General features: G+C 45.9%; 20 protein-coding genes. 19 read left to right on the plus strand and 1 reads right to left on the minus strand.

What is annotated here, in order from left to right; translation table 11 throughout:
• The first annotated feature begins 7 nt into the window (after positions 1-7).
• Positions 8-433, plus strand: coding sequence for a hypothetical protein (locus GF401_10395; GenBank protein ID MBD3345459.1), 426 nt, complete (start codon positions 8-10; stop codon positions 431-433).
• A gap of 88 nt (positions 434-521) precedes the next feature.
• Here GF401_10395 and GF401_10400 read toward each other — a convergent pair whose 3' ends face one another.
• Complete coding sequence (locus GF401_10400) at positions 522-1064, minus strand: lipocalin (protein MBD3345460.1); 543 nt, start codon at positions 1062-1064, stop codon at positions 522-524.
• 317 nt (positions 1065-1381) lie between these two features.
• Between GF401_10400 and GF401_10405 the strand changes: the two genes are divergently transcribed.
• The 18 genes from GF401_10405 to GF401_10490 all read left to right on the plus strand — a co-directional run bounded on the left by GF401_10405 (position 1382) and on the right by GF401_10490 (position 18514).
• The gene (locus GF401_10405; protein ID MBD3345461.1) at positions 1382-1933 is read left to right on the plus strand and encodes a hypothetical protein; all 552 of its coding nucleotides are present in this window, start codon (positions 1382-1384) and stop codon (positions 1931-1933) included.
• A 472-nt stretch (positions 1934-2405) separates the two neighbouring features.
• Positions 2406-3005: a hypothetical protein gene (locus GF401_10410; protein MBD3345462.1), complete on the plus strand. Its 600-nt coding sequence runs from the start codon at positions 2406-2408 to the stop codon at positions 3003-3005.
• A gap of 95 nt (positions 3006-3100) precedes the next feature.
• On the plus strand, positions 3101-4732 hold the full coding sequence (locus GF401_10415) for a hypothetical protein (protein ID MBD3345463.1): 1632 nt from the start codon (positions 3101-3103) through the stop codon (positions 4730-4732).
• 20 nt (positions 4733-4752) lie between these two features.
• Positions 4753-5982 carry a hypothetical protein gene (locus GF401_10420; protein MBD3345464.1) on the plus strand — a complete coding sequence of 410 codons (1230 nt, stop codon included), beginning with the start codon at positions 4753-4755 and terminating at the stop codon, positions 5980-5982.
• Positions 5983-5994: 12 nt separating this feature from the next.
• Positions 5995-6366, plus strand: a complete 372-nt coding sequence (locus GF401_10425) for a flagellar biosynthesis protein (GenBank protein MBD3345465.1) — start codon at positions 5995-5997, stop codon at positions 6364-6366.
• Between the two features lie 111 nt (positions 6367-6477).
• Positions 6478-8589: a flagellar hook-basal body complex protein gene (locus tag GF401_10430; protein MBD3345466.1), complete on the plus strand. Its 2112-nt coding sequence runs from the start codon at positions 6478-6480 to the stop codon at positions 8587-8589.
• 153 nt (positions 8590-8742) lie between these two features.
• Positions 8743-8970: a flagellar protein FlbD gene (locus GF401_10435; GenBank protein ID MBD3345467.1), complete on the plus strand. Its 228-nt coding sequence runs from the start codon at positions 8743-8745 to the stop codon at positions 8968-8970.
• A gap of 47 nt (positions 8971-9017) precedes the next feature.
• Positions 9018-9785 (plus strand): motility protein A, encoded by a 768-nt coding sequence (locus GF401_10440; GenBank protein ID MBD3345468.1) that lies wholly within the window; start codon positions 9018-9020, stop codon positions 9783-9785.
• A 14-nt stretch (positions 9786-9799) separates the two neighbouring features.
• A complete protein-coding gene (locus GF401_10445) occupies positions 9800-10537 on the plus strand; it encodes an OmpA family protein (GenBank protein MBD3345469.1) in 738 nt (245 codons plus the stop codon).
• Positions 10538-10590: 53 nt separating this feature from the next.
• The gene (locus GF401_10450) at positions 10591-11151 is read left to right on the plus strand and encodes a hypothetical protein (protein ID MBD3345470.1); all 561 of its coding nucleotides are present in this window, start codon (positions 10591-10593) and stop codon (positions 11149-11151) included.
• Positions 11152-11171: 20 nt separating this feature from the next.
• Positions 11172-12197: a flagellar motor switch protein FliM gene (fliM, locus tag GF401_10455; GenBank protein ID MBD3345471.1), complete on the plus strand. Its 1026-nt coding sequence runs from the start codon at positions 11172-11174 to the stop codon at positions 12195-12197.
• Entirely contained in the window at positions 12190-13263 is a 1074-nt protein-coding gene (gene fliN / locus GF401_10460; protein MBD3345472.1) for a flagellar motor switch protein FliN, read from the plus strand. The genes fliM and fliN overlap by 8 nt, the downstream gene beginning before the upstream one ends.
• Entirely contained in the window at positions 13263-13817 is a 555-nt protein-coding gene (locus GF401_10465; protein MBD3345473.1) for a hypothetical protein, read from the plus strand. Before fliN ends, GF401_10465 begins: the two co-directional genes overlap by 1 nt.
• Positions 13818-13900: 83 nt before the next feature.
• A complete protein-coding gene (fliP, locus tag GF401_10470; protein ID MBD3345474.1) occupies positions 13901-14629 on the plus strand; it encodes a flagellar type III secretion system pore protein FliP in 729 nt (242 codons plus the stop codon).
• 25 nt (positions 14630-14654) lie between these two features.
• Positions 14655-14924 (plus strand): flagellar biosynthesis protein FliQ, encoded by a 270-nt coding sequence (fliQ, locus tag GF401_10475; protein ID MBD3345475.1) that lies wholly within the window; start codon positions 14655-14657, stop codon positions 14922-14924.
• A 2-nt stretch (positions 14925-14926) separates the two neighbouring features.
• Entirely contained in the window at positions 14927-15706 is a 780-nt protein-coding gene (fliR, locus tag GF401_10480; GenBank protein MBD3345476.1) for a flagellar type III secretion system protein FliR, read from the plus strand.
• A gap of 19 nt (positions 15707-15725) precedes the next feature.
• Entirely contained in the window at positions 15726-16796 is a 1071-nt protein-coding gene (gene flhB / locus GF401_10485) for a flagellar biosynthesis protein FlhB (GenBank protein ID MBD3345477.1), read from the plus strand.
• Positions 16793-18514 (plus strand): hypothetical protein, encoded by a 1722-nt coding sequence (locus GF401_10490; GenBank protein MBD3345478.1) that lies wholly within the window; start codon positions 16793-16795, stop codon positions 18512-18514. Before flhB ends, GF401_10490 begins: the two co-directional genes overlap by 4 nt.
• Positions 18515-18560: the final 46 nt, after the last annotated feature.

Consider the following 18560-nt stretch of genomic DNA (forward strand, 5'->3'; position numbering starts at 1 on the left):
GGATGTTATGCTGTTTTTACTGATTCTTTTGATGATTTCCTTCGGTACACAAGCAGGAGAATATGAAAATCTTGCCGACCGGATCGAGCGGGATTATAATAAGATGAAGTCTGAATATGATGGAATTTACAAAAGCGATTGCTACAACTGGAAATTTGCTGAAGTTGGCGAGATTCCGGTGTGGTGTCGTGATGATATCAGTCTTGGCTGTGGTGAAACAGTTTGGGTTGAGGGACGCGGACAGATCATGCGGAAAACTAAAAAAGGCGTTTGCGTTGCGGTAAGAAGCTGGCTTGAAAGAAAAGAAGATCGGGCACAGGTAACACGGCTGTATGTTTATCGAAAAGATACCAATGGTATCTGGCAACGGAAAAGTACATATAAGATCACCGAAAACTGGAATGATGATGTAGGTTGGATATGCCAACGATAACCGCCGGGGTGTAGGTGATGCGGTCTTTTGGGGATTTGTGAGCAGGATCTGCTTTCAAAATCCCATTTTTTTATGGTTTTGAAAATAATTACTTCGTATGGGGGGTGGGGGTGAAATAGAGATTCGTAGTATCAAAACCAAGCTTTTGAGCATGTTTTACGAGCATATCCACCCTTTTTTGGTCCAACTCCGGCGTGCGGGAAAGTATCCAGAGGTTATCGTGAGAATCACCGGTAACGAGGGCATAGGAGTAATCATCGGCCAGTTCGACAACAATATAATCCGAATAGAAAATCCAGAAAAAGGAAACTTTCAGATGCCCGATATCTCTGGGGCCTGCAAATTTGGCTTTCCCAACCACCTTTTTGATCTTTCCATCTTTTTTACCCTTGTTGACAACCTTCACCATGCCATTCTTTTTTAAGGAATAGGTTGCGGTTACGTTGGTCAAACCTTTTTCGAACCAGTTCGGCAACCGGGCGATTTCATACCAGGTCCCGAGATAGCGATCCAGCTCGAAATCTTTCACTGGCGGAAAGGGCGGCTCATTTGCTGAAGTCATTGAAAACAGCATAAGCAGACCTTCGGCAATCATCCAGAATTTCATTCTGTTTTCGGCTCGTGTTTTCATATTAAATCTCAATATACTCCTTTTTACAACTAATGGCAACAAGGGTTTTCAAATCACCAACAGGTTAAATGGAGCAGCCTGGCGCTAACCTTCTATTTGCCTTTGGGCGCCATGCGGTAAGAGGCCGGCAAAACAGTAGGGCTTGTCGGGCTTGTATGGGGTGGTGGGCAGTTAAGTATGCACTCTCTTTGCAGAATAACAGCTGTATATAATAATCGTATCCGATAAACGAAATTTTTTGATTTCTACAATTTATTGCTTTTTATTTGGTAATTTTCGATGTATTTTAAAAAAAACTCTATATTGAGGTGGTAATTATGCTTAAAGAAGATTGGCGAAGCGAAGACGATAAAAAGATCGATCTGGAGCTGGAAAACAAAGCTCTGGAACTCGACCTGAAATTACAAGGAGCAGAATTCCATAAAGAAAACGATATTGATCCCGAACTCGAAAACAATTTCCTGAATTATGTAAAAAACTATGAGGAACTCGACAAATTACCGAAAGTAAAAATGACTTCTCTTTTCCCTCCGGATTTTTCTTTTCCTAAAATTGAGGAGATGTCCAAAGAGGAATTGGAGAATAAACTTGATACGATTCTTGACATCTTCGAGCAACACAACATTTATCTCGAGCTTGCAAACGATGTTCCCGACGAGGTCATATACAAATTTCTGGTGGAAGATTATATTCCCCGGGAAGACACACTGCCTGATAATGATTTCGGAATTAATCATATTATTGATGGCTGTACGGGATGGTGTCCTGATTGTTTTCAGCGTGATTATTGTGAAACCTGTAAGGAAAACTGGACTGAAGAAGAGTTGGAACAGGAACGTCTCAACGGCGAAGCCGAAGACCACGATTAATTATTTATCGATCGTTAAAGAAAATCCATGGTTAAATAATTCTCTACACGTTTTTCGGTATTTCATATCATGTATTCCGGTTATGACTGTCATCGTCTCTGTATCGGAGGTCTGATCCTGGCCGAGTTCGGGCTGGTTCCGGTAATACAAATATTTCGATCCGCGCATCTGTATGGCGCTGTTTATGCATATGTATTCCCCTGTTCCGTATGTTCATTACGGTAAATTAAACAGGTTGAATCAAGGCCGCCACTAATAGGCATTATCTGCCTCTCCCCGGCATTTGCTTCCCCCTTCACAACCTGATTTCCAGGGCAGAAAGGATAGAATTTCTGCATTTGTGGTGAAGGGGAATTTCTCCTATCTTATAATTAATCAGAATGTTATGAATATTTGTGGGTAATGCTCCATCAACATGGCATAGGCATTGCTGAATTTTCACCGGTACCATACATAAATAAGGAATAGGCCTATGAAGCTTCCCAATCTGAAACTCAAGGAATTGATCGCAATCGGTGCGGTCGCAATACTGTCCTTCCCGGTTATGTATATGACAGTCCTTTTCATGACCGGCCATGCCCGCATTGAATTCGGGCCACGGGAATTCGATAAAAGGGAAGAGGGCGAACTTCGTCTCGAAAAACAATCGGAACGGATTGATTCACTCGCTGCTGTCCATTCCAAATCTTTTCAGGCAAATCAGCAAAAACTCAAAGAACTCGAAAAGGAGCGGGAAAAGCTGATAAAACAGCAGGAACATGTGGCGATAATGCAACAGGAGCTTGAATCTGCAAAAACCGAATTGATAGCAAAGAAGAAGGAAATGGAGCAACTGGTTAAGGAGACATCGGAACTCGAGAAAAAGCGTATACGACAGTTGGCCAAAGTGTACGGATCCATGAGAGCCACGGAAGCTGCACGGATTCTGGAGACTCTCGATGATGATCTTTTGATTAAAATTTTGAATTCGATCAATGATGATCGTCAAAAAGCAAAAATTGTTGCTGCAATTTCGCAGAAAAAAGCCTCACGAATAAGTAAAAAAATGGGAAAATCACTGTCGGACCTGTAAGAATGAACGTATGAGTATACACGTATATAATAAAGAAGACAAAAGTCTTGACATTTGGATTATAACCTTTAACCAGAAGAAAGGAGGTGAAAAAAATGATGCAACAGCCTAACATTTTAAATCTGCTGAAAGTCACTATTGAAGGGACGAGAAATAAGTCTCGATGTATGGACCGCAATGCACAGCTTGCCCGTAGAAATGACGGGGCCACAGTATCGGATCGATTTGGAACTGAAGATTTCAGGAATGTTTATCGATCAGTTGCTCGTGAAAACCGGGAAGCATTTCAGACGGTAGAGAATCATGGGCGCTTCGATGATAAGGAAGTTGAAGTGCGCAGAGATGACAATGCCGTTCATGCGCAAGCTGGGAGCATGAAGGAGTGCATTGAGAAGCATGCCGCAGAAGAGACTCGAAAAATTCCGAAAGAATCGGATACGGCCGAAGATGCAACTGATATGATTCGAACGTCACTTGAGGTTGTGTCTGAGGCTTTGGATCTCGAGCTTGCACAGGATCTGGATAAGTTGGAAATTAGTGCTCCATCGGAGAGCATTGTTAACCAGTTGTCGGAAATGGTCCATATTCTGCGGCAAATAGCATTACTCCTTGCTGATGCAGGTGAGAACAATCAATCGGTTGAAATCAAGGGAACAACTCTTGATCCGGCCCAGGCGCTGCAAACCGAACAGGTTGTCCGTACCCAGCTTCTGCACATCGAGTTTGCTTTTGCGAAGCTCGGTATTTCAAAAGACGTGGCCATGAAGGTTGCGGAGTTTGAAAACCGGCCAATGGATGTCGGTCTTCTCCAGGCCGCTAATCCCGACAAAGTCGATATGCCGGCAGATCAAATCAGACAGTTTTTCAGTACCTACATTGCTTCCAGGGAAGCTGCAATGAAGAATCTGCTGCAAAATATCGCAGCATCGGCAATCGTTTCCGAAGAGGAAATGAAAAATGCTGCGAAAAGTATGGCGGATTTGTCGAATTTAGTGAAGCAAACCGACGTTGGAACTTTTGACACGATGGTTATGCGCAAAATGCTGAAGCTTGACGGGAAGGATTCTCAGGGTAGTGATCGGATGGCTTTCTCTGCCGATACTGTAATGCCGAAACCGGATGTGCTTAAAAATGTGCGCTCCTGGAATTTGACATTTTTGCAAACATCGGTAAAAGAGATGTCGTTGTCGGATCAGGGAACTTTGCCGGTAACTGAAATCGCAGGAAAATCCCAGGCTATGAATACGCTTACGAATCTGCTCGGTCCCAAGATGAGCCAGACGCTGATGCGTAATATCGAAGAGACTGTCATGAAACAGATCGTGGAGAAAATGAACACGGTCCTCAAAAACGGTCTTAACGAAATTCGCCTGACCCTTCGTCCCGAATCTCTTGGTGAAGTACGGATGAAAATCCAGGTTCACGAAGAAGTTGTTGTCGCAAGGATCAATGTAGAGAGTCAGCAGGTAAAGCAGATTATCGAAAGCAACCTTCAGAACCTCAAAAACGCTCTTGCCGAACATAACCTTCAAACAGGGGAGTTTAGTGTCAATGTCGGCAATGGTTCAAACGGAGAAACTGCGCAGTCTGACGGCGGTTCAACGCCGAAGGGGTCTTCAACAGACAATCCTGTTACCGATGGATCGTTGCAGGAAACGGAGTCTGCAGAGCCCGGAACCGATACCGGCCGTCGATATGGAACAAATACTATTGAATATTTTGCCTGACGAAAGGAGGTGAAATTCCTATGGCCTTAACAAGCGACATCAGTTCATTGACATCAAAAAGCACCGAAGCACTTTATTCGGCCACCGCGTCGGTAAAGGATGGTGCGGTTGACCCATCGACTACGAAGGTGACGGGGGATCGGAACGGCGGATTGTTCGCTGAAGAGAGCAATGAAATGAAAAAGGATGACTTTTTATTGCTACTCATCACCCAGATGAAAATGCAGGATCCGCTCCAACCCATGGACAATAACGAGTTCATGGCTCAACTCACCCAGATGCGGCAGTTGGAAAGCGCCAACAATACCCAGCAGGCTATCGAAGGGTTAAAAGAAGCCTTTGCCGGAACCGTTGATGCGCAGAAGTATAGTGCTCAATCGATGACCAATGCTGCTGCTGTTTCTCTGATTGGTAAAGAAGTACGGCTTCTTGAGCAGGCGGTCACGTACTATGGGAAACCCGATGAAAGCATTCCGATTCGGGTCCATTTCGGAAACGCCCGTTCTGCGGAAGTTCAGATTCTGGATTCCGATGGGAATGTCGTGAGAACACTTGGTGCCGATGGTAAGGATGCGGAAAATTCCGCCACCATACTGTGGGACGGTACCCTGGATGACGGTACCTACGCTCAGGTGGGTTCTTACGAGATAAACATTGTTGGTCAGGATACCAACCCGGCCCTGTATGCCTTTGTCGAGGATATGGTGCAGGGTGTGCGCTTTGCTTCCGATGGAGCACTTATCAAGGTTGGCGGAAAGGAATTGTCAATCGATAATGTTCTTGATGTATCGGTTGGTGAGAACTCAAAGCGCGGCGGGACAATTTCTTCGTCTTCCGCTATCGAGCTTCTCGGTAAGCAGGTTCGTGTAGCGCGTAATGAAATTTCGCACAATGCGCAATACAATGAACAGCATACCATCCAGCTCAATACCGGGCGCCTTACAAGTGCAACGGTCAATATACAAAATAACAAAGGCGAAACAGTACGGAAATTACCGGCTCAGCTTAACGATGATGGAACGGCTAGCGTGACCTGGGACGGCAGGCTTATGAACGGAACAGACTTTGCAGAGCCCGGTACATATTCTATTGTTATCGAGGAAGCAGCGTATAATCCGGATGTGTATGCTTTTACCGAAGGAACGGTTGAAGGCATTTCAAATCTGGATGGAACTTCCCGGCTACGGATAGGCGGGGTATTGGTACCACTGTCGGATATCATTGATATTGCGCCGGTGGTAAACTCATAGGAGGGAATTATTATGAGAACTCATGGAATTAGGACTCCGGGGACCATAGGACCATCGGTGCGGCCTAATAATGCCCACAAGGACAAGAACGGCATTGAGTTTGGACGGATCCTTGAACAATCACGGAGGAACGTACGATTTTCGGCCCATGCGAAAAGCCGGCTTGTCAGCCGCAACATTACCATGACGCCAGAAATGACGGCAAAGCTTGACAAGGCTGTTGAAGGTGCCCGGGCCAAGGGCTCCAGAGATTCGCTTATCCTGCTTTCCGATATGGCGTTTATCGTCAATATTCCAAACAGGACTGTAGTAACGGCCATGGATGGTAACAGTATGAAAGACAATGTGGTCACAAACATAGACAGTACTGTGATTGCGGACTAAGAGAGCTGGACTTTTTTCGTTGCATTGCACCGAAAACAGGGGCTCATAGCTGCCGACCGACTGAAAGCAGTAAAATCACAGAACCTGTCTGCAGCTTCGAGGAGGAATCCAATGGTCAGATCACTCTATTCAGGCATTAGCGGCCTGAAGAACCATCAGGTGGCAATGGATGTTACCGGTAACAATATTGCAAATGTCAATACGACAGGTTTTAAAGCAGGACGCGTCACGTTTGAAGAGGCCATGGCGCAGATGCTCAAAGGAGCGTCACGGCCAACAGAAAGTGTGGGAGGTACCAATGCTCAGCAGATCGGGCTTGGTATGAATGTCGGATCTGTGGATATGCTGATGACTCAGGGAAACATGCAGTCAACCGGGAAAATTACCGACCTTGCCCTTGAAGGCAGAGCTTTTCTGGCCTATTCCAGCGGTGACGGTGTTTTTTACAGCCGTAACGGCGCCCTCCAGATGGATTCAATGGGATACCTGGTGGCGCCAACCAATGGTTTCCGGCTTCAGGGGATGATGGCTGCCGAAGACGGTACGTATCCTCCGGGTACACGGATCAGCGATCTCCGTATTCCCTTTGGGGAAAAAGCGCCGGCAAATGCAACCACCGACGTTAGGTATCGCTGCAATCTCGATTCCGATTCTGAAGGTCTGGGAACTGTCGCACATACCAACCGGTTTCTTGCAACCAGTGCTTCTACCGATTACCTGGTTTCAATGTATGACCAATATGGCCAGAGTCTCGGTATCGGTGCCGGAGATGTTTTAACCATTTCCGCCGATGGGGTAAGTACTCCGGTAACACTCAACGTTACCGATACAACAACGCTTCAGGAGCTTGCCGGTGCAATTTCACAGGCTGTCAGTTCGGTGAATCCGGCAAATTCGGCTGCAGTTAATCCGGCAAATGGGACCATTGTGGTCAGTGCGCTTGGAAGTGCGGTTAATAACCTTCGGATACAAAGCAGTGATCCCATATCAGCTCCCTATGTCGCCAATACTTTTAACTGGGGTCCATCAATTGCTGTTGGTGGAGCTCCGGCATCAAGCCAGGTTCTTGCTCCGGCCGATGAGACCGACAACATTGCAGATGTCTACGATGCAAGCGGTAATCAACTGGGGCTTGAAGACGGTGATACGATCAGTATTAACGGTGCAATAGGCGGAAGAACAATTTCTCCTGTTACCGGCACGGTCGATTCAACCGGGCTTGTTCAGGGGGGGGTAACTACCCTGGGACAACTGGCCGATCTTGTCCGGTCGGCTTTTCAACTGCCGCCAACCGACGCAACGCAGTATCAGAACCAGTCGGTGGATATCAATAATCCCAACACCCCCGATGATCGTATACCCGACGGCGCTCTTGTTGTGCGAGGCCAGCCGGAACTTGCCTTTGCCCTGAACAATGTTTCGATTCAGGCTACCAATAACGACAACGATTCAACGGCGCCTACCCGGTTTAACACCAATATGGTTGCTACCGAGATACAGGCCGCACGGGATACGGGGCAGCATTCAACCTCGATTACCGTTTACGATGAGTCGGGTGATGCCCATATTATGACCACTACCTTTACTCATTCGGGAACACCGGGGGAATGGCTCTGGGAAATTACCACCGAAGGTGGGGAGGAGATCCTGGGCGGGAATACCGGACGGATCTCCTTTGGCCAGGACGGTACTCCTGCTGCATTTACATTCGATGACAACTCTACCAGTTTGAGATTCGATCCCATGAATGGCTCGAGTGTGGTTTCCGTTTCGCTCGATACCGGTTCACCCGGATCGGTGGAAGGTATTACACAATTCCGTTCGGCATCGACTACCGCCGCATGGTATCAGGACGGTTATCCCATGGGCAATCTGCAGGAAATTTCCATTGATGAGTTCGGTGAAATCGAAGGTATCTATACCAATGGTATCAATATGTCGATCGCCAAGATTTATCTGGCCGAATTCAATAATCCTGCAGGATTGATAAAAACCGGCAACAGTATGTTTTCTCAGTCCAATAATTCCGGAGAAGCGGTAATGCTCGAGGCCGGAGTCGGTTCGACAACAAAAGTGAAACCGGGAGCTCTGGAGATGTCCAATGTGGATTTGGCCAGCGAATTCACTAATATGATAACCACACAGCGTGGCTATCAGGCGAATGCCAGGGTAATAACCACGAGTGACACGCTGCTTCAGGAACTTGTACAACTGGTCCGGTAAATGATTACAACAGAGGCGAACTGAAAGTTCGCCTCTGTCCTTGTATATAATTAATGATTAATAGTAATAATAGGGTTGACCTAAAGTGGCTTTTAAATTAAAATTTGTTAAGGTAGTCATCTATAACAAGTTACATGACAGGAACCGGAAATAATGATTGCATTGCGACGGTTAAATGGTGATGAATTCGTTCTGAACGCCGATTTTATTGAATCAGTGGAATCGACTCCCGATTCGATTATCACCCTTTCTACGGGCAAAAAGATTGTTGTAAGGAATGGGGTGGAAGATATTGTCAGAAAGACCATCAAATATAAACAGCTCTGTAATCAGACAGTTAATGTAGTACAGAAGAATGGCGAAAATGAGCAGAATCAATAGAATACAAAATCTGGAAATAAGAATAGTGATCGGAGAAAGAAGCTGATATGGATATCGCAACGATTGGCGGTCTAATTGCGGCAATTACCTTGATAATTCTTGGTATGAAGGGTAATGCTGCAGCATTTATCGATATTCCATCGGTGCAGATCGTTGTTGGAGGTACTCTGGGGGCGGTATTTACTGCATTTCCTCTATCCCGGGTACTTGCAACGGGCGGTGTAATTAAAAATGTGATTTTTGTAAAGCAGAATACTCCAGTCCAGATTATCAAGCAGCTTGTAGAATTTGCCGAACAAGCCCGTCGGGAGGGGATACTTGCGCTGGAGGCGCGGGCATCTGAGATCGATGATGAGTTTTTGAAAAAAGGTATTCAGCTGGCGGTTGACGGTACCGAACCGGATCTGATAAAAGATATCTTAAGCACCGAAATAACTTTTATTGAAGGCCGTCACGCAGACGGCGCCGTTATTTTCGATTTTGCCGGCACTCTCGCTCCGGCTTTTGGTATGATCGGAACGCTTATCGGTCTTATCCTCATGCTTGGTAATATGGCGGATGTCTCGTCGATCGGACCGAATATGGCCGTTGCGCTGCTGACAACGATGTACGGTTCCTTAATCGCCAATGTATTCTGCCTTCCAATAAATCAGAAACTCAAAGTTTATTCAGCCAATGAAATTCTCATAAAAGAATTGATGCTTGAAGGAATTATGTCACTCCAGTCGGGGGATAATCCCCGTATCGTGGAGCAAAAATTGACCGCATTCATTGAACCTTCACTGCGCGCTCAGGCAATGAAGCAGCAGAAGTAAGGACGATTCGAGTAATGGCCGGCAAAAAGAAAAAGGAAGAACAGAAAAAAGGCGCACCGGAGTACATGACCACCTATGGTGACATGATGACGCTTCTGTTGTGCTTTTTTGTGATGCTTCTTGCAATGTCAACTATTGATCCGGCTAAATTCCATGTTGCGGCATCCTCGTTTCAGAATGCATTCAGCGGGGTTCTTGAAGATTTTCCATCCATACTTATCAGCAAAGACATTCTGATACCCCGTTTAGGTGGTGATGAGCAGAATAAACGTATGGCTATCGATGCCCGCCGGAGAATACTGAAAGTGGCAAAACAGGAGAATATGCAGGATGGTATCAAGGTTAAAGTCACCGATGCAGGGCTGGCGATAAAGATTGCCGATCCCATCGGCTTTGATGTGGGGGAGGCGCAAATCAAGCCTGAATTTACTGATCTGTTGTATAAATTAATCAAGATTATCAATATCGATCCCAATGCGCAGATCAGAGTTGAGGGGCATACCGATAATGTGCCGATTAACACACGGAAATTTCCATCGAACTGGGAATTATCCGCGGCACGGGCGCTTAATATCGTCAAATTTTTCGCTTATAAATGCGGGATTGAACCGGCACGACTGAGCGCCGTCGGATACGGGGAATATAGGCCGGTTGCTCCCAATGATACGCCGGAAAGCAGACAAAAAAACCGCCGGATCGAAATTTATGTCGAATATCTTGAGAAAGAAGAAATGGACGAACTAAAGAGCTGAAGCCTCATAACGATAAATGGCGCACAGGACTATCAGTGTAAACGGAGGAATCCATGGCAGAGGAAGAAAAAAAACAGGAGCAGAAGGAACAACAGGGACAAGGGGAAGGTTCTGAAAAGGGGGAGAAAAAAAAAGGATCGAATACAATCCTCTTTTTCGGAATTATCGGTGGCATTGTCGTTATAAATCTGATCATGGCATTCATTCTTTTTAATGTGACCAGGCCCAAGAGCGAAGAAGATCAAGCAGCCGAAGTTGCCGTGGATTCGGCTCAGACAGTCATGGAAGAGACAACGGCAATGGGGGCGACTTCGGAGCCTATAGAAGCCGTTGTCAATATTGCCGATACTGACGGCGAACGTTTTCTGAAAGTGGTGGTCATACTTGAATATAATGAAAGTAATAAAGATCTCCCCGAGGAACTGGTCAGGCGGGCGCCGCGGTTTAAAAATATTCTCATTGACCAGCTCTCGCAGATGACTCTAATGGAACTCAGTGAACCTGCAGCAAAGGAAAAGATCCGGAAAGAATTTTTACGACGGATAAACAGTACTCTGCCGCCGAAAATAGGGGAAGTAAGTAATGTTTATCTGGATCAGTTTATAATCCAGTAAGTTGAGAAAAGGAATGAGTTGTGAGTGACATATTATCACAAGATGAAGTCGATGCCCTGTTGAGTGCGGTTTCCGCCGGTGGCGACAGCGATCTTGGCGGTTTTGATGAAGGATCGATGGGAGGGGGCGAAGAAGAAGCGGAGCAGGAAAAAGCACTTTCGCTTTACGATTTCCGCCGTCCGGACCGTGTCTCCAAAGATCAGATGCGCACCTTGCAGAATCTGCATGAGGGTTACGCACGCCAATACTCAACATCCCTGACAAATTTTCTCCGCACCTTCGTGGAGATCGAACTGGTCAGTGTGGATCAATTGACATTCTCCGAATTCATAATGTCGATTTCCAATCCAAGCTGTATCTACGTTTTCAAGATGGATCCCCTGGAGGGCAATGCGATAATGGAAATCAATCCATCACTGGTCTTTTTCATTATCGACCGTCTGTTCGGCGGTCAGGGCAAGCCTTCGGAACAGAATAGAGAGCTAACGCTCATTGAAGAGAATGTAATCCGGCGCATTGTCGACCGGGGGCTCAGTGATTTGAAAGATGTCTGGGAGCATATCGGTGTCTTTACTCCACGAATCGAAACGTATGAAACTAATCCCCAGTTTGTTCAGATTGCTCCTCCCGGTGAAACGGTTATCCTGATTTCACTGGAAGTCCGGATGCAGAATGCATCGGGGTTGATGAGCCTTTGTTTTCCCTATGTTGTTTTAGAAAGTGTTATCAGTAAACTTTCGGGTGAATCGTGGATGTCGTCACAGAGCACCGCCACAGTTGAGACACGACAGGTTCTCGAACATGAAATCGAGGCGCTCAAGCTTCCGGTCTCGGCGGTGATCGGTCAGACTAAACTGAAAGTCAGAGACCTTTTACAGCTTCAGCGTGGGGATGTTTTGTGCCTCGAAAAACCTGCCGAAAGCGATCTGGCGATCCAGGTTGGCAGTAAAACAAAAATGGCGGGAAAAACCGGCCTGATAGGCCGCAAAAAAGCGGTGAAAGTTACAAAGATAATTGAGAAGGAGGTTCCGGGTAGCGATGAGTGAACCATTATCAGAAGATCAAATTAACGATTTGCTGTCCCAGGATACCGGGGAAGGTATTAGCGCGGATTCCCTTGACATGGGCGGGGGAAATGATTCGGGTGGTGAAAAAAATTACGATACATTACAGAAAACCGTTGAATTATTCAATAATCATGCCCAGAATGTATTGACCACCGTTCTCAATAAACAAATCGGTTTTGAAATCACTCGTTGTGAAAAAACCGATACATCGGCCATTCAGGAAACTGTTTCCGGTGATTTATTGTCCATAAAGATAACTGCAGAAGGCGCAGTGTCCGGTGATCTGTTTCTGGTTATCACTAAAAATGCGGTAGCGGTGCTTTCTGATCTTATGATGATGGGTGATGGTACCGCGGAATATGTTGACGATCACAAGGATGCAATCAGTGAACTTGCGAGTCAGATGATCAATCCCTTCGGGGTTGAACTTGGAGAGAAGTTCGGTGAAAGTGTTTCCTTTGGTAATATCGAAGTTCAGGAATGCGATTCGGGATCACTACCCTTTGATAGTGCTGCCTCTGATATGGCCCTTCTAAACGTAACGGTTGAAGGCATGGAGGGGTTTACTATCGCCATGGTTCTTTCCGATGAGATAAGCGGAGCAATGATCGCGCGCCAGGGAAGTGCAAACGAGGGGAGCGGTGAAGAAAAGGATCTGGATGAAGGTATCGGCCTCAGCGCGGATGAGCTCAATGATCTTGCTTCGGTATCCTCAGATTTTGACGGCGGTGATTCGTTTCAGGAATCCCCGCTCATGGATAAATCCTCAGGATCGAAATCGCAGGGCGATTCGGTCGATATGCTTATGGATGTGGATCTTGATGTTTCCATTGAGCTTGGAAGAACATCCCTTTCTATTAAAAGGATTCTGGAGCTGGCACCGGGTTCAATCGTCGAGTTGGATAGAATGGCAGGCGAACCGGTCGATCTTATGGTGAATAATAAAGTTGTCGCAAAAGGTGAAGTTGTCGTCGTTGATGAAAATTTCGGAATCCGGATTGTTTCTCTGGTATCTGCAGAAGACCGCATAAGGAGTTTGCGCTAATGTCGATAATCAGGTGTACGGGGTGTCTGTTGGTGATCTCTATTGTTTTGTTTGGAACCTCCTTGTGCACGGCGCAGGATGATAAGGGCAAGCTTGATCTAAAAGAAGTCAAGCGGCTGGTTGCCGCAGAATCGGCCTCCGGCGACAGCGCCCCGGCTCATTCAGCCGCAACCGGAGGGGAAGAAGAGTCGGAAAATCTTATTCTGGTAATCTTGCGAATTACCGGTTATCTTGTGTTGATTGTCGTACTGATTTTTGCAATTGCCTGGCTGGTCAGAAAGGGAGGGTTTGCCGGCGGTTCCAAAATAGGCGGAGGCTCAATGGATATCCTGGAAGTCCTTCACTTGGGAACAAACAGAAGCCTTCTGATGGTACGGGTGATGGATCAGGTGATACTTTTAGGGCAAACACAGAATACTATCAATGTTCTGGATAAAATCGAAGGGCCTCAGGCCCTCGAAATAATATCATCCTCGAAGAGAGGCGTTTCCATTAACGGGTTCAAGGATACACTTGAGAATTTTGTCGGAAAAATGGGAAAAAAATCATCGTGAAATGCACGCATCCACAGACCTCTCCATTATCGGTATCGGCTCTTTTTAAAAGAAGCTTGAGCAGTTTTTTTTCAAAGAAAAAAATTGTCCTTTCATACTTCTTTTGCCTGGCTTTAGTTTCACCCCTCTTTTCTCAGGTGTTGCCAAAAGTAACCTTGTCGGTTGCCGATGCCGAAAAGCCTGCCGATGTTGCAGTGGCCCTGCAGCTTCTCTTTTTGATCACCGTTCTTGCCCTGGCTCCATCCATAATGATCATGGTAACCTCCTTTGTAAGGATTGTGATTGTTTTTTCCTTTCTCAGAAGGGCATTGGGGACTCAGACGATGCCGCCCGATCAGGTAATGGTTGGCCTGGCACTGTTTCTGACCATGTTTATCATGATGCCTGTATTTATGCAGATTAACGACGAAGCTCTTCAGCCCTATCTTGCCGAAGAGATTCACTGGAAACAGGCATTAGAAAGGGCGGGGAACCCGCTGCGTAAATTTATGCTCAAACAGGTCAATGAAAAAGATGTCGCTCTTTTTGTGAGGATTTCGAGTTCGCCTCTACCGAAAAATGCAAACGACCTTCCCTACGAAGTTCTGATACCGGCATTTATTACCAGTGAATTAAAAACGGCATTTATCATCGGTTTTATACTGTATATTCCCTTTTTGGTAATTGATATGATCGTAGCGAGTGTGCTCTTGTCGATGGGAATGATGATGCTTCCGCCAATAATGATATCGATGCCCTTTAAAATAATACTCTTTGTACTCGTTGATGGATGGCACTTGCTGGTAAGGCAACTTGTTGTTTCATTTCAATAACCGACGGAGATGAGGTCGAAGAATAATGGAACCATTAGTAGCAGTCGATATTGGAAGAGAAGCATTGATTACGGTGCTCTTCATTTCCGGTCCTCTTTTGCTTGCCGGGCTTGTTGTCGGTCTGCTGGTCGGAATATTTCAGGCCGTTACACAGATTCATGAGATGACCTTGACCTTTATACCGAAGATTCTGGCTATTGTCGGTGTGCTTCTGGCATTGCTGCCCTGGATGCTGATAAAATTCATCGATTACACTATTCGTATATTTGAAATCATTCCAACGGTTACGGGATAATAATGACCTGGTTGTCCTTTGAAAATGTACAGTTTTTTCTGGTGGTCTTTGTTCGTGTCACCGCGATGATATCGCTGTTGCCGGTTCTCGGCTCCCAGAATATTCCGGTACATGTAAAGGTTATCTTGTCATTTGTTCTGGCGATAATAATTTTTCCCATGGTGCCGATACCTTCAACAAGGCTTGATCAGTTTTCGACGGTTCATTTTTTTGTAATGATTATCAAAGAGGTATTTGTAGGATTACTCATCGGCTTTGCATCAACCTTCCTTTTTGCCGCAGTTCAGTTTGCCGGGCGACTTATCGATACCCAGATGGGTTTTGCTCTTGTTCAGCTGATCGACCCCTTTACAGATGCTCGGGTGTCGACCATGGGGCAGTTTAAAACACTGGTTTTTACCATTTTTTTCCTTTTGATAAATGGTCATTTTTTTCTGATTCTGGCAATCCAGAAAAGTTTTGAGGTTATTCCTCTTCTTGGAGTATCAATGCCCGGAGGAAAGATAGCATTTCTTCTGGTATCGATGGCCGGGAATGTTTTTGTCGCGGCGTTGAAGCTTTCGGCACCGGTCTTTATCGCGCTGGTTCTGACCTCGATCACAATGGGAATCGTAGCGCGGACTGTGCCGCAGGTTAATGTTTTTTTTGTGGGTCTTCCACTCAAAATCGGAGTGGGACTTGTTTCAATGATTGTTGCCCTGCCCATGCTGACAACTGTATTTAAAAAGATGTTTGATGCATTGATGCAGGATTTATGGAAACTGTTGTACTTAATGGCCTGATCGTAGAGGATAGCAGACTATGGCTGAAGATGGCTTTCAGGAAAAGACTGAAGCCCCAACCGAGAAGAGGCGTGCCGAGGCGCGCGAGAAAGGTAATGTTCCGAAGAGCACCGAATTAAATTCGGTTATTATTCTTCTTACCGGTCTCATTCTTCTACGCATGTTCGGCCGGAGAATGCTCGAAGATATCGGGGGGATTTTCAATTATTATCTTGGTATGTTATCCGACGTGGGGATGTCGCCCGCTATCTTTGTCGGCATTTTCAGAGACGCTGCTTTTATGGTTGCCAAAGTTGCCATGCCGCTCGTTCTGGGTATTCTGGTGGCCGGGCTGATTGCCAACTACTTGCAGATCGGGGTGCTTTTTACATTGAAACCATTACAGCCGAAACTCGAAAAAATAAATCCTCTCTCGGGGATGAAAAGACTTTTTTCTATGAAATCGATTGTTGAAACATTTAAAAATCTCATGAAAATTACAATCATTGCCATAATTGCGTATATAACTATCAGAGGCCGGTTTTTTCACTTTATGAAACTTGCGGATACAGGCCCCGGCGCCATCTGGGTCTTTTTCATGACCACGGCTTTCACTATTGTATGGAGAATTGTGCTTGTCCTGATTATTCTGGCTCTGCTCGATTTATTCTATCAGCGGTATGAACATGAAAAAAATTTGAAAATGACAAAAGAAGAGATCAAGGAAGAGCGGAAACAGATGGAGGGGGATCCCCAGATCAAATCGAGAATCCGATCACTGCAAAGAGAAATGGCCCGGCGGCGGATGATGCAGGAAGTTCCGAAAGCGACTGTCGTTGTAACAAACCCTACCTATATCGCCATTGCCATTCGGTATGAACCCGAGGAAAATGCGACACCCCGCGTGCTGGCAAAGGGGAAAAGGCATGTTGCTGAAAAAATTAAGGACACAGCACGGGAGCATGAAATCCCTATTGTAGAAGATAAACCACTTGCAAGGGCAATGTACGATAAAGTCGAACCCGGTGAAGATATCCCGGTAGAATTCTTTACCGCTATAGCCGAAATTCTGGCCTATGTCTACCGGCTCAAAAATAAGGTGGCTGCATGAGAGCAAATAAAAATTCGATCCTCAGGGGAATCCTGACCGGGTGGTGCCTGATCGGCATGTTTCTCACCTGTGTATCACCAACAAATGTTGAGGAAGATGAATTCCCGATCATGATCTATCTGGATGAACTCGACAAAACAACAGCAACCTTCAGCGGCAATCCTGTAAAGGTTATTATTATTCCCAACGATTCACTCTATTTTTCAGATCTGAACTGGAATATGGGTGAAGCCAGATTTCTCGAGTATCCTTATGCAGGTTCTGAGGAAAAATATCGTCGCATGGAAGTCGAATTGACCTGGTTATATACTCCTCAGAACTATGATTCGGCAAAAGGTATGGCCTACGATACTGTGTTTGTCACGGTAGGGGGCGAAAAGCTGCGAAGCAATGTGGTGAAAGTTTATGTATACAATATTCCTCCGGTTATCTATGAAATAAAGGTAAACAGCACAAAATTATCCCCCGATTTTGATGTTGTGGAGTATAAGGTCGAATCAACAAGCGTGTGTACCATCTCTGTGGTGGCGAATGATTATGATGATGCCAATACTTATGATGTTACCTGGTACGCAGCGAGCGATACCTTAGATACCCTTCGTCCGATCGAACCGTTTACATCAAGGCTGGCATCCCGGAAAGGCTCCCTTAACTATTATACGACCCCAGGCAGCTATTTCCGAGATACCGTATATATTCAGGCCTATGATGGTGATGGCGGGCATGCGCGGAAAACATTGATCCTTTACCGGCTGAGTCCCAATACATCACCGGTTATCGACAGCGTACGGGTAGACAGTACTACCTTTTGGGGGAGTTCCGGTATCTTCCGTTATCGTAAATTGTCACTAGACACAATGGCATTAAGCGTTTTTGCTCGTGATGCCGATCAGGATACATTGACCTATACCTGGCTTGCCCGGAATTCAACCGCCCTTTCTTCCGACACTACCCATGGTTCCTACATTTGCCCGGCAAGCAATTGCAGCGACACTCTGCGTACAACGGTTATTGTCGATACAATCAAAATTGCCGTTACCGACCCTCGGAATAACAGCGACACTGTGGCTGTTCAGGTCGTTCACGGCGATATTCCGCCGGTTATTGACAGTATGAGCATTGGCGACACAACAACACAGCGTGACACCATCGATATCAACCTCTTTCAGGGTGACACACTTACTTTACGGATATACACCTCGGATACCGATCCATGGGATTCGGTCACCACAACATGGGTACCCTTTACCGGGCCGGGAGTAAGTGTAACAGCAATAGGAGATACAGGAGCACGGTATATCGCGAAAGATTCGACGTATACCGACAGAATACTGGTTACGTCAACCGACGGCGTCTTTGATACCGGTAAAGCGGTCTTTATCAATGTCTTCAATAATGATCCTGTTCTCGACAGTATTTCTGTGTCCGGCGGTACCGACACGACATTTACCAGTGATGTTTCTTTGTATTCCTATGCAAAGAACGGTGCCGATACTCTGGTTTTAAAAGCCTATGCGGCAGATCCCGACACCGTGCACGGTGATTCGGTTGGATATGCATGGCTGAATGATGCAACTGAAATTGCGGTCGGAGACACTGCGACCTTTGTCTGCAAGGATTCCACCTATGCCGATACGTTATCACTCAGAGTAACAGATTCAAAGGATGGTCTGGTGGAAAAATATATCGAAATTTCTGTAACAGGATCCGGGATATGAACCTATCAAATGCCATAAGCGCGACCGTTAATCGTCCGATCTGGCA

The organism is Chitinivibrionales bacterium, assembly GCA_014728215.1.
GTDB lineage: Bacteria > Fibrobacterota > Chitinivibrionia > Chitinivibrionales > WJKA01 > WJKA01.

Coding starts and splice junctions, on each gene's coding strand:
- GF401_10435 (MBD3345467.1), top strand. CDS start 8,743: ATGATTGCATTGCGACGGTTAAATGGTGATGAATTCGTTCTGAACGCC.
- GF401_10415 (MBD3345463.1), top strand. CDS start 3,101: ATGATGCAACAGCCTAACATTTTAAATCTGCTGAAAGTCACTATTGAA.
- GF401_10400 (MBD3345460.1), bottom strand. CDS start 1,064: ATGAAAACACGAGCCGAAAACAGAATGAAATTCTGGATGATTGCCGAA.
- GF401_10490 (MBD3345478.1), top strand. CDS start 16,793: ATGAGAGCAAATAAAAATTCGATCCTCAGGGGAATCCTGACCGGGTGG.
- fliQ (MBD3345475.1), top strand. CDS start 14,655: ATGGAACCATTAGTAGCAGTCGATATTGGAAGAGAAGCATTGATTACG.
- GF401_10395 (MBD3345459.1), top strand. CDS start 8: ATGCTGTTTTTACTGATTCTTTTGATGATTTCCTTCGGTACACAAGCA.
- GF401_10405 (MBD3345461.1), top strand. CDS start 1,382: ATGCTTAAAGAAGATTGGCGAAGCGAAGACGATAAAAAGATCGATCTG.
- fliR (MBD3345476.1), top strand. CDS start 14,927: ATGACCTGGTTGTCCTTTGAAAATGTACAGTTTTTTCTGGTGGTCTTT.
- GF401_10425 (MBD3345465.1), top strand. CDS start 5,995: ATGAGAACTCATGGAATTAGGACTCCGGGGACCATAGGACCATCGGTG.
- GF401_10445 (MBD3345469.1), top strand. CDS start 9,800: ATGGCCGGCAAAAAGAAAAAGGAAGAACAGAAAAAAGGCGCACCGGAG.
- GF401_10410 (MBD3345462.1), top strand. CDS start 2,406: ATGAAGCTTCCCAATCTGAAACTCAAGGAATTGATCGCAATCGGTGCG.
- flhB (MBD3345477.1), top strand. CDS start 15,726: ATGGCTGAAGATGGCTTTCAGGAAAAGACTGAAGCCCCAACCGAGAAG.
- GF401_10440 (MBD3345468.1), top strand. CDS start 9,018: ATGGATATCGCAACGATTGGCGGTCTAATTGCGGCAATTACCTTGATA.
- GF401_10420 (MBD3345464.1), top strand. CDS start 4,753: ATGGCCTTAACAAGCGACATCAGTTCATTGACATCAAAAAGCACCGAA.
- GF401_10430 (MBD3345466.1), top strand. CDS start 6,478: ATGGTCAGATCACTCTATTCAGGCATTAGCGGCCTGAAGAACCATCAG.
- fliN (MBD3345472.1), top strand. CDS start 12,190: ATGAGTGAACCATTATCAGAAGATCAAATTAACGATTTGCTGTCCCAG.
- GF401_10465 (MBD3345473.1), top strand. CDS start 13,263: ATGTCGATAATCAGGTGTACGGGGTGTCTGTTGGTGATCTCTATTGTT.
- GF401_10450 (MBD3345470.1), top strand. CDS start 10,591: ATGGCAGAGGAAGAAAAAAAACAGGAGCAGAAGGAACAACAGGGACAA.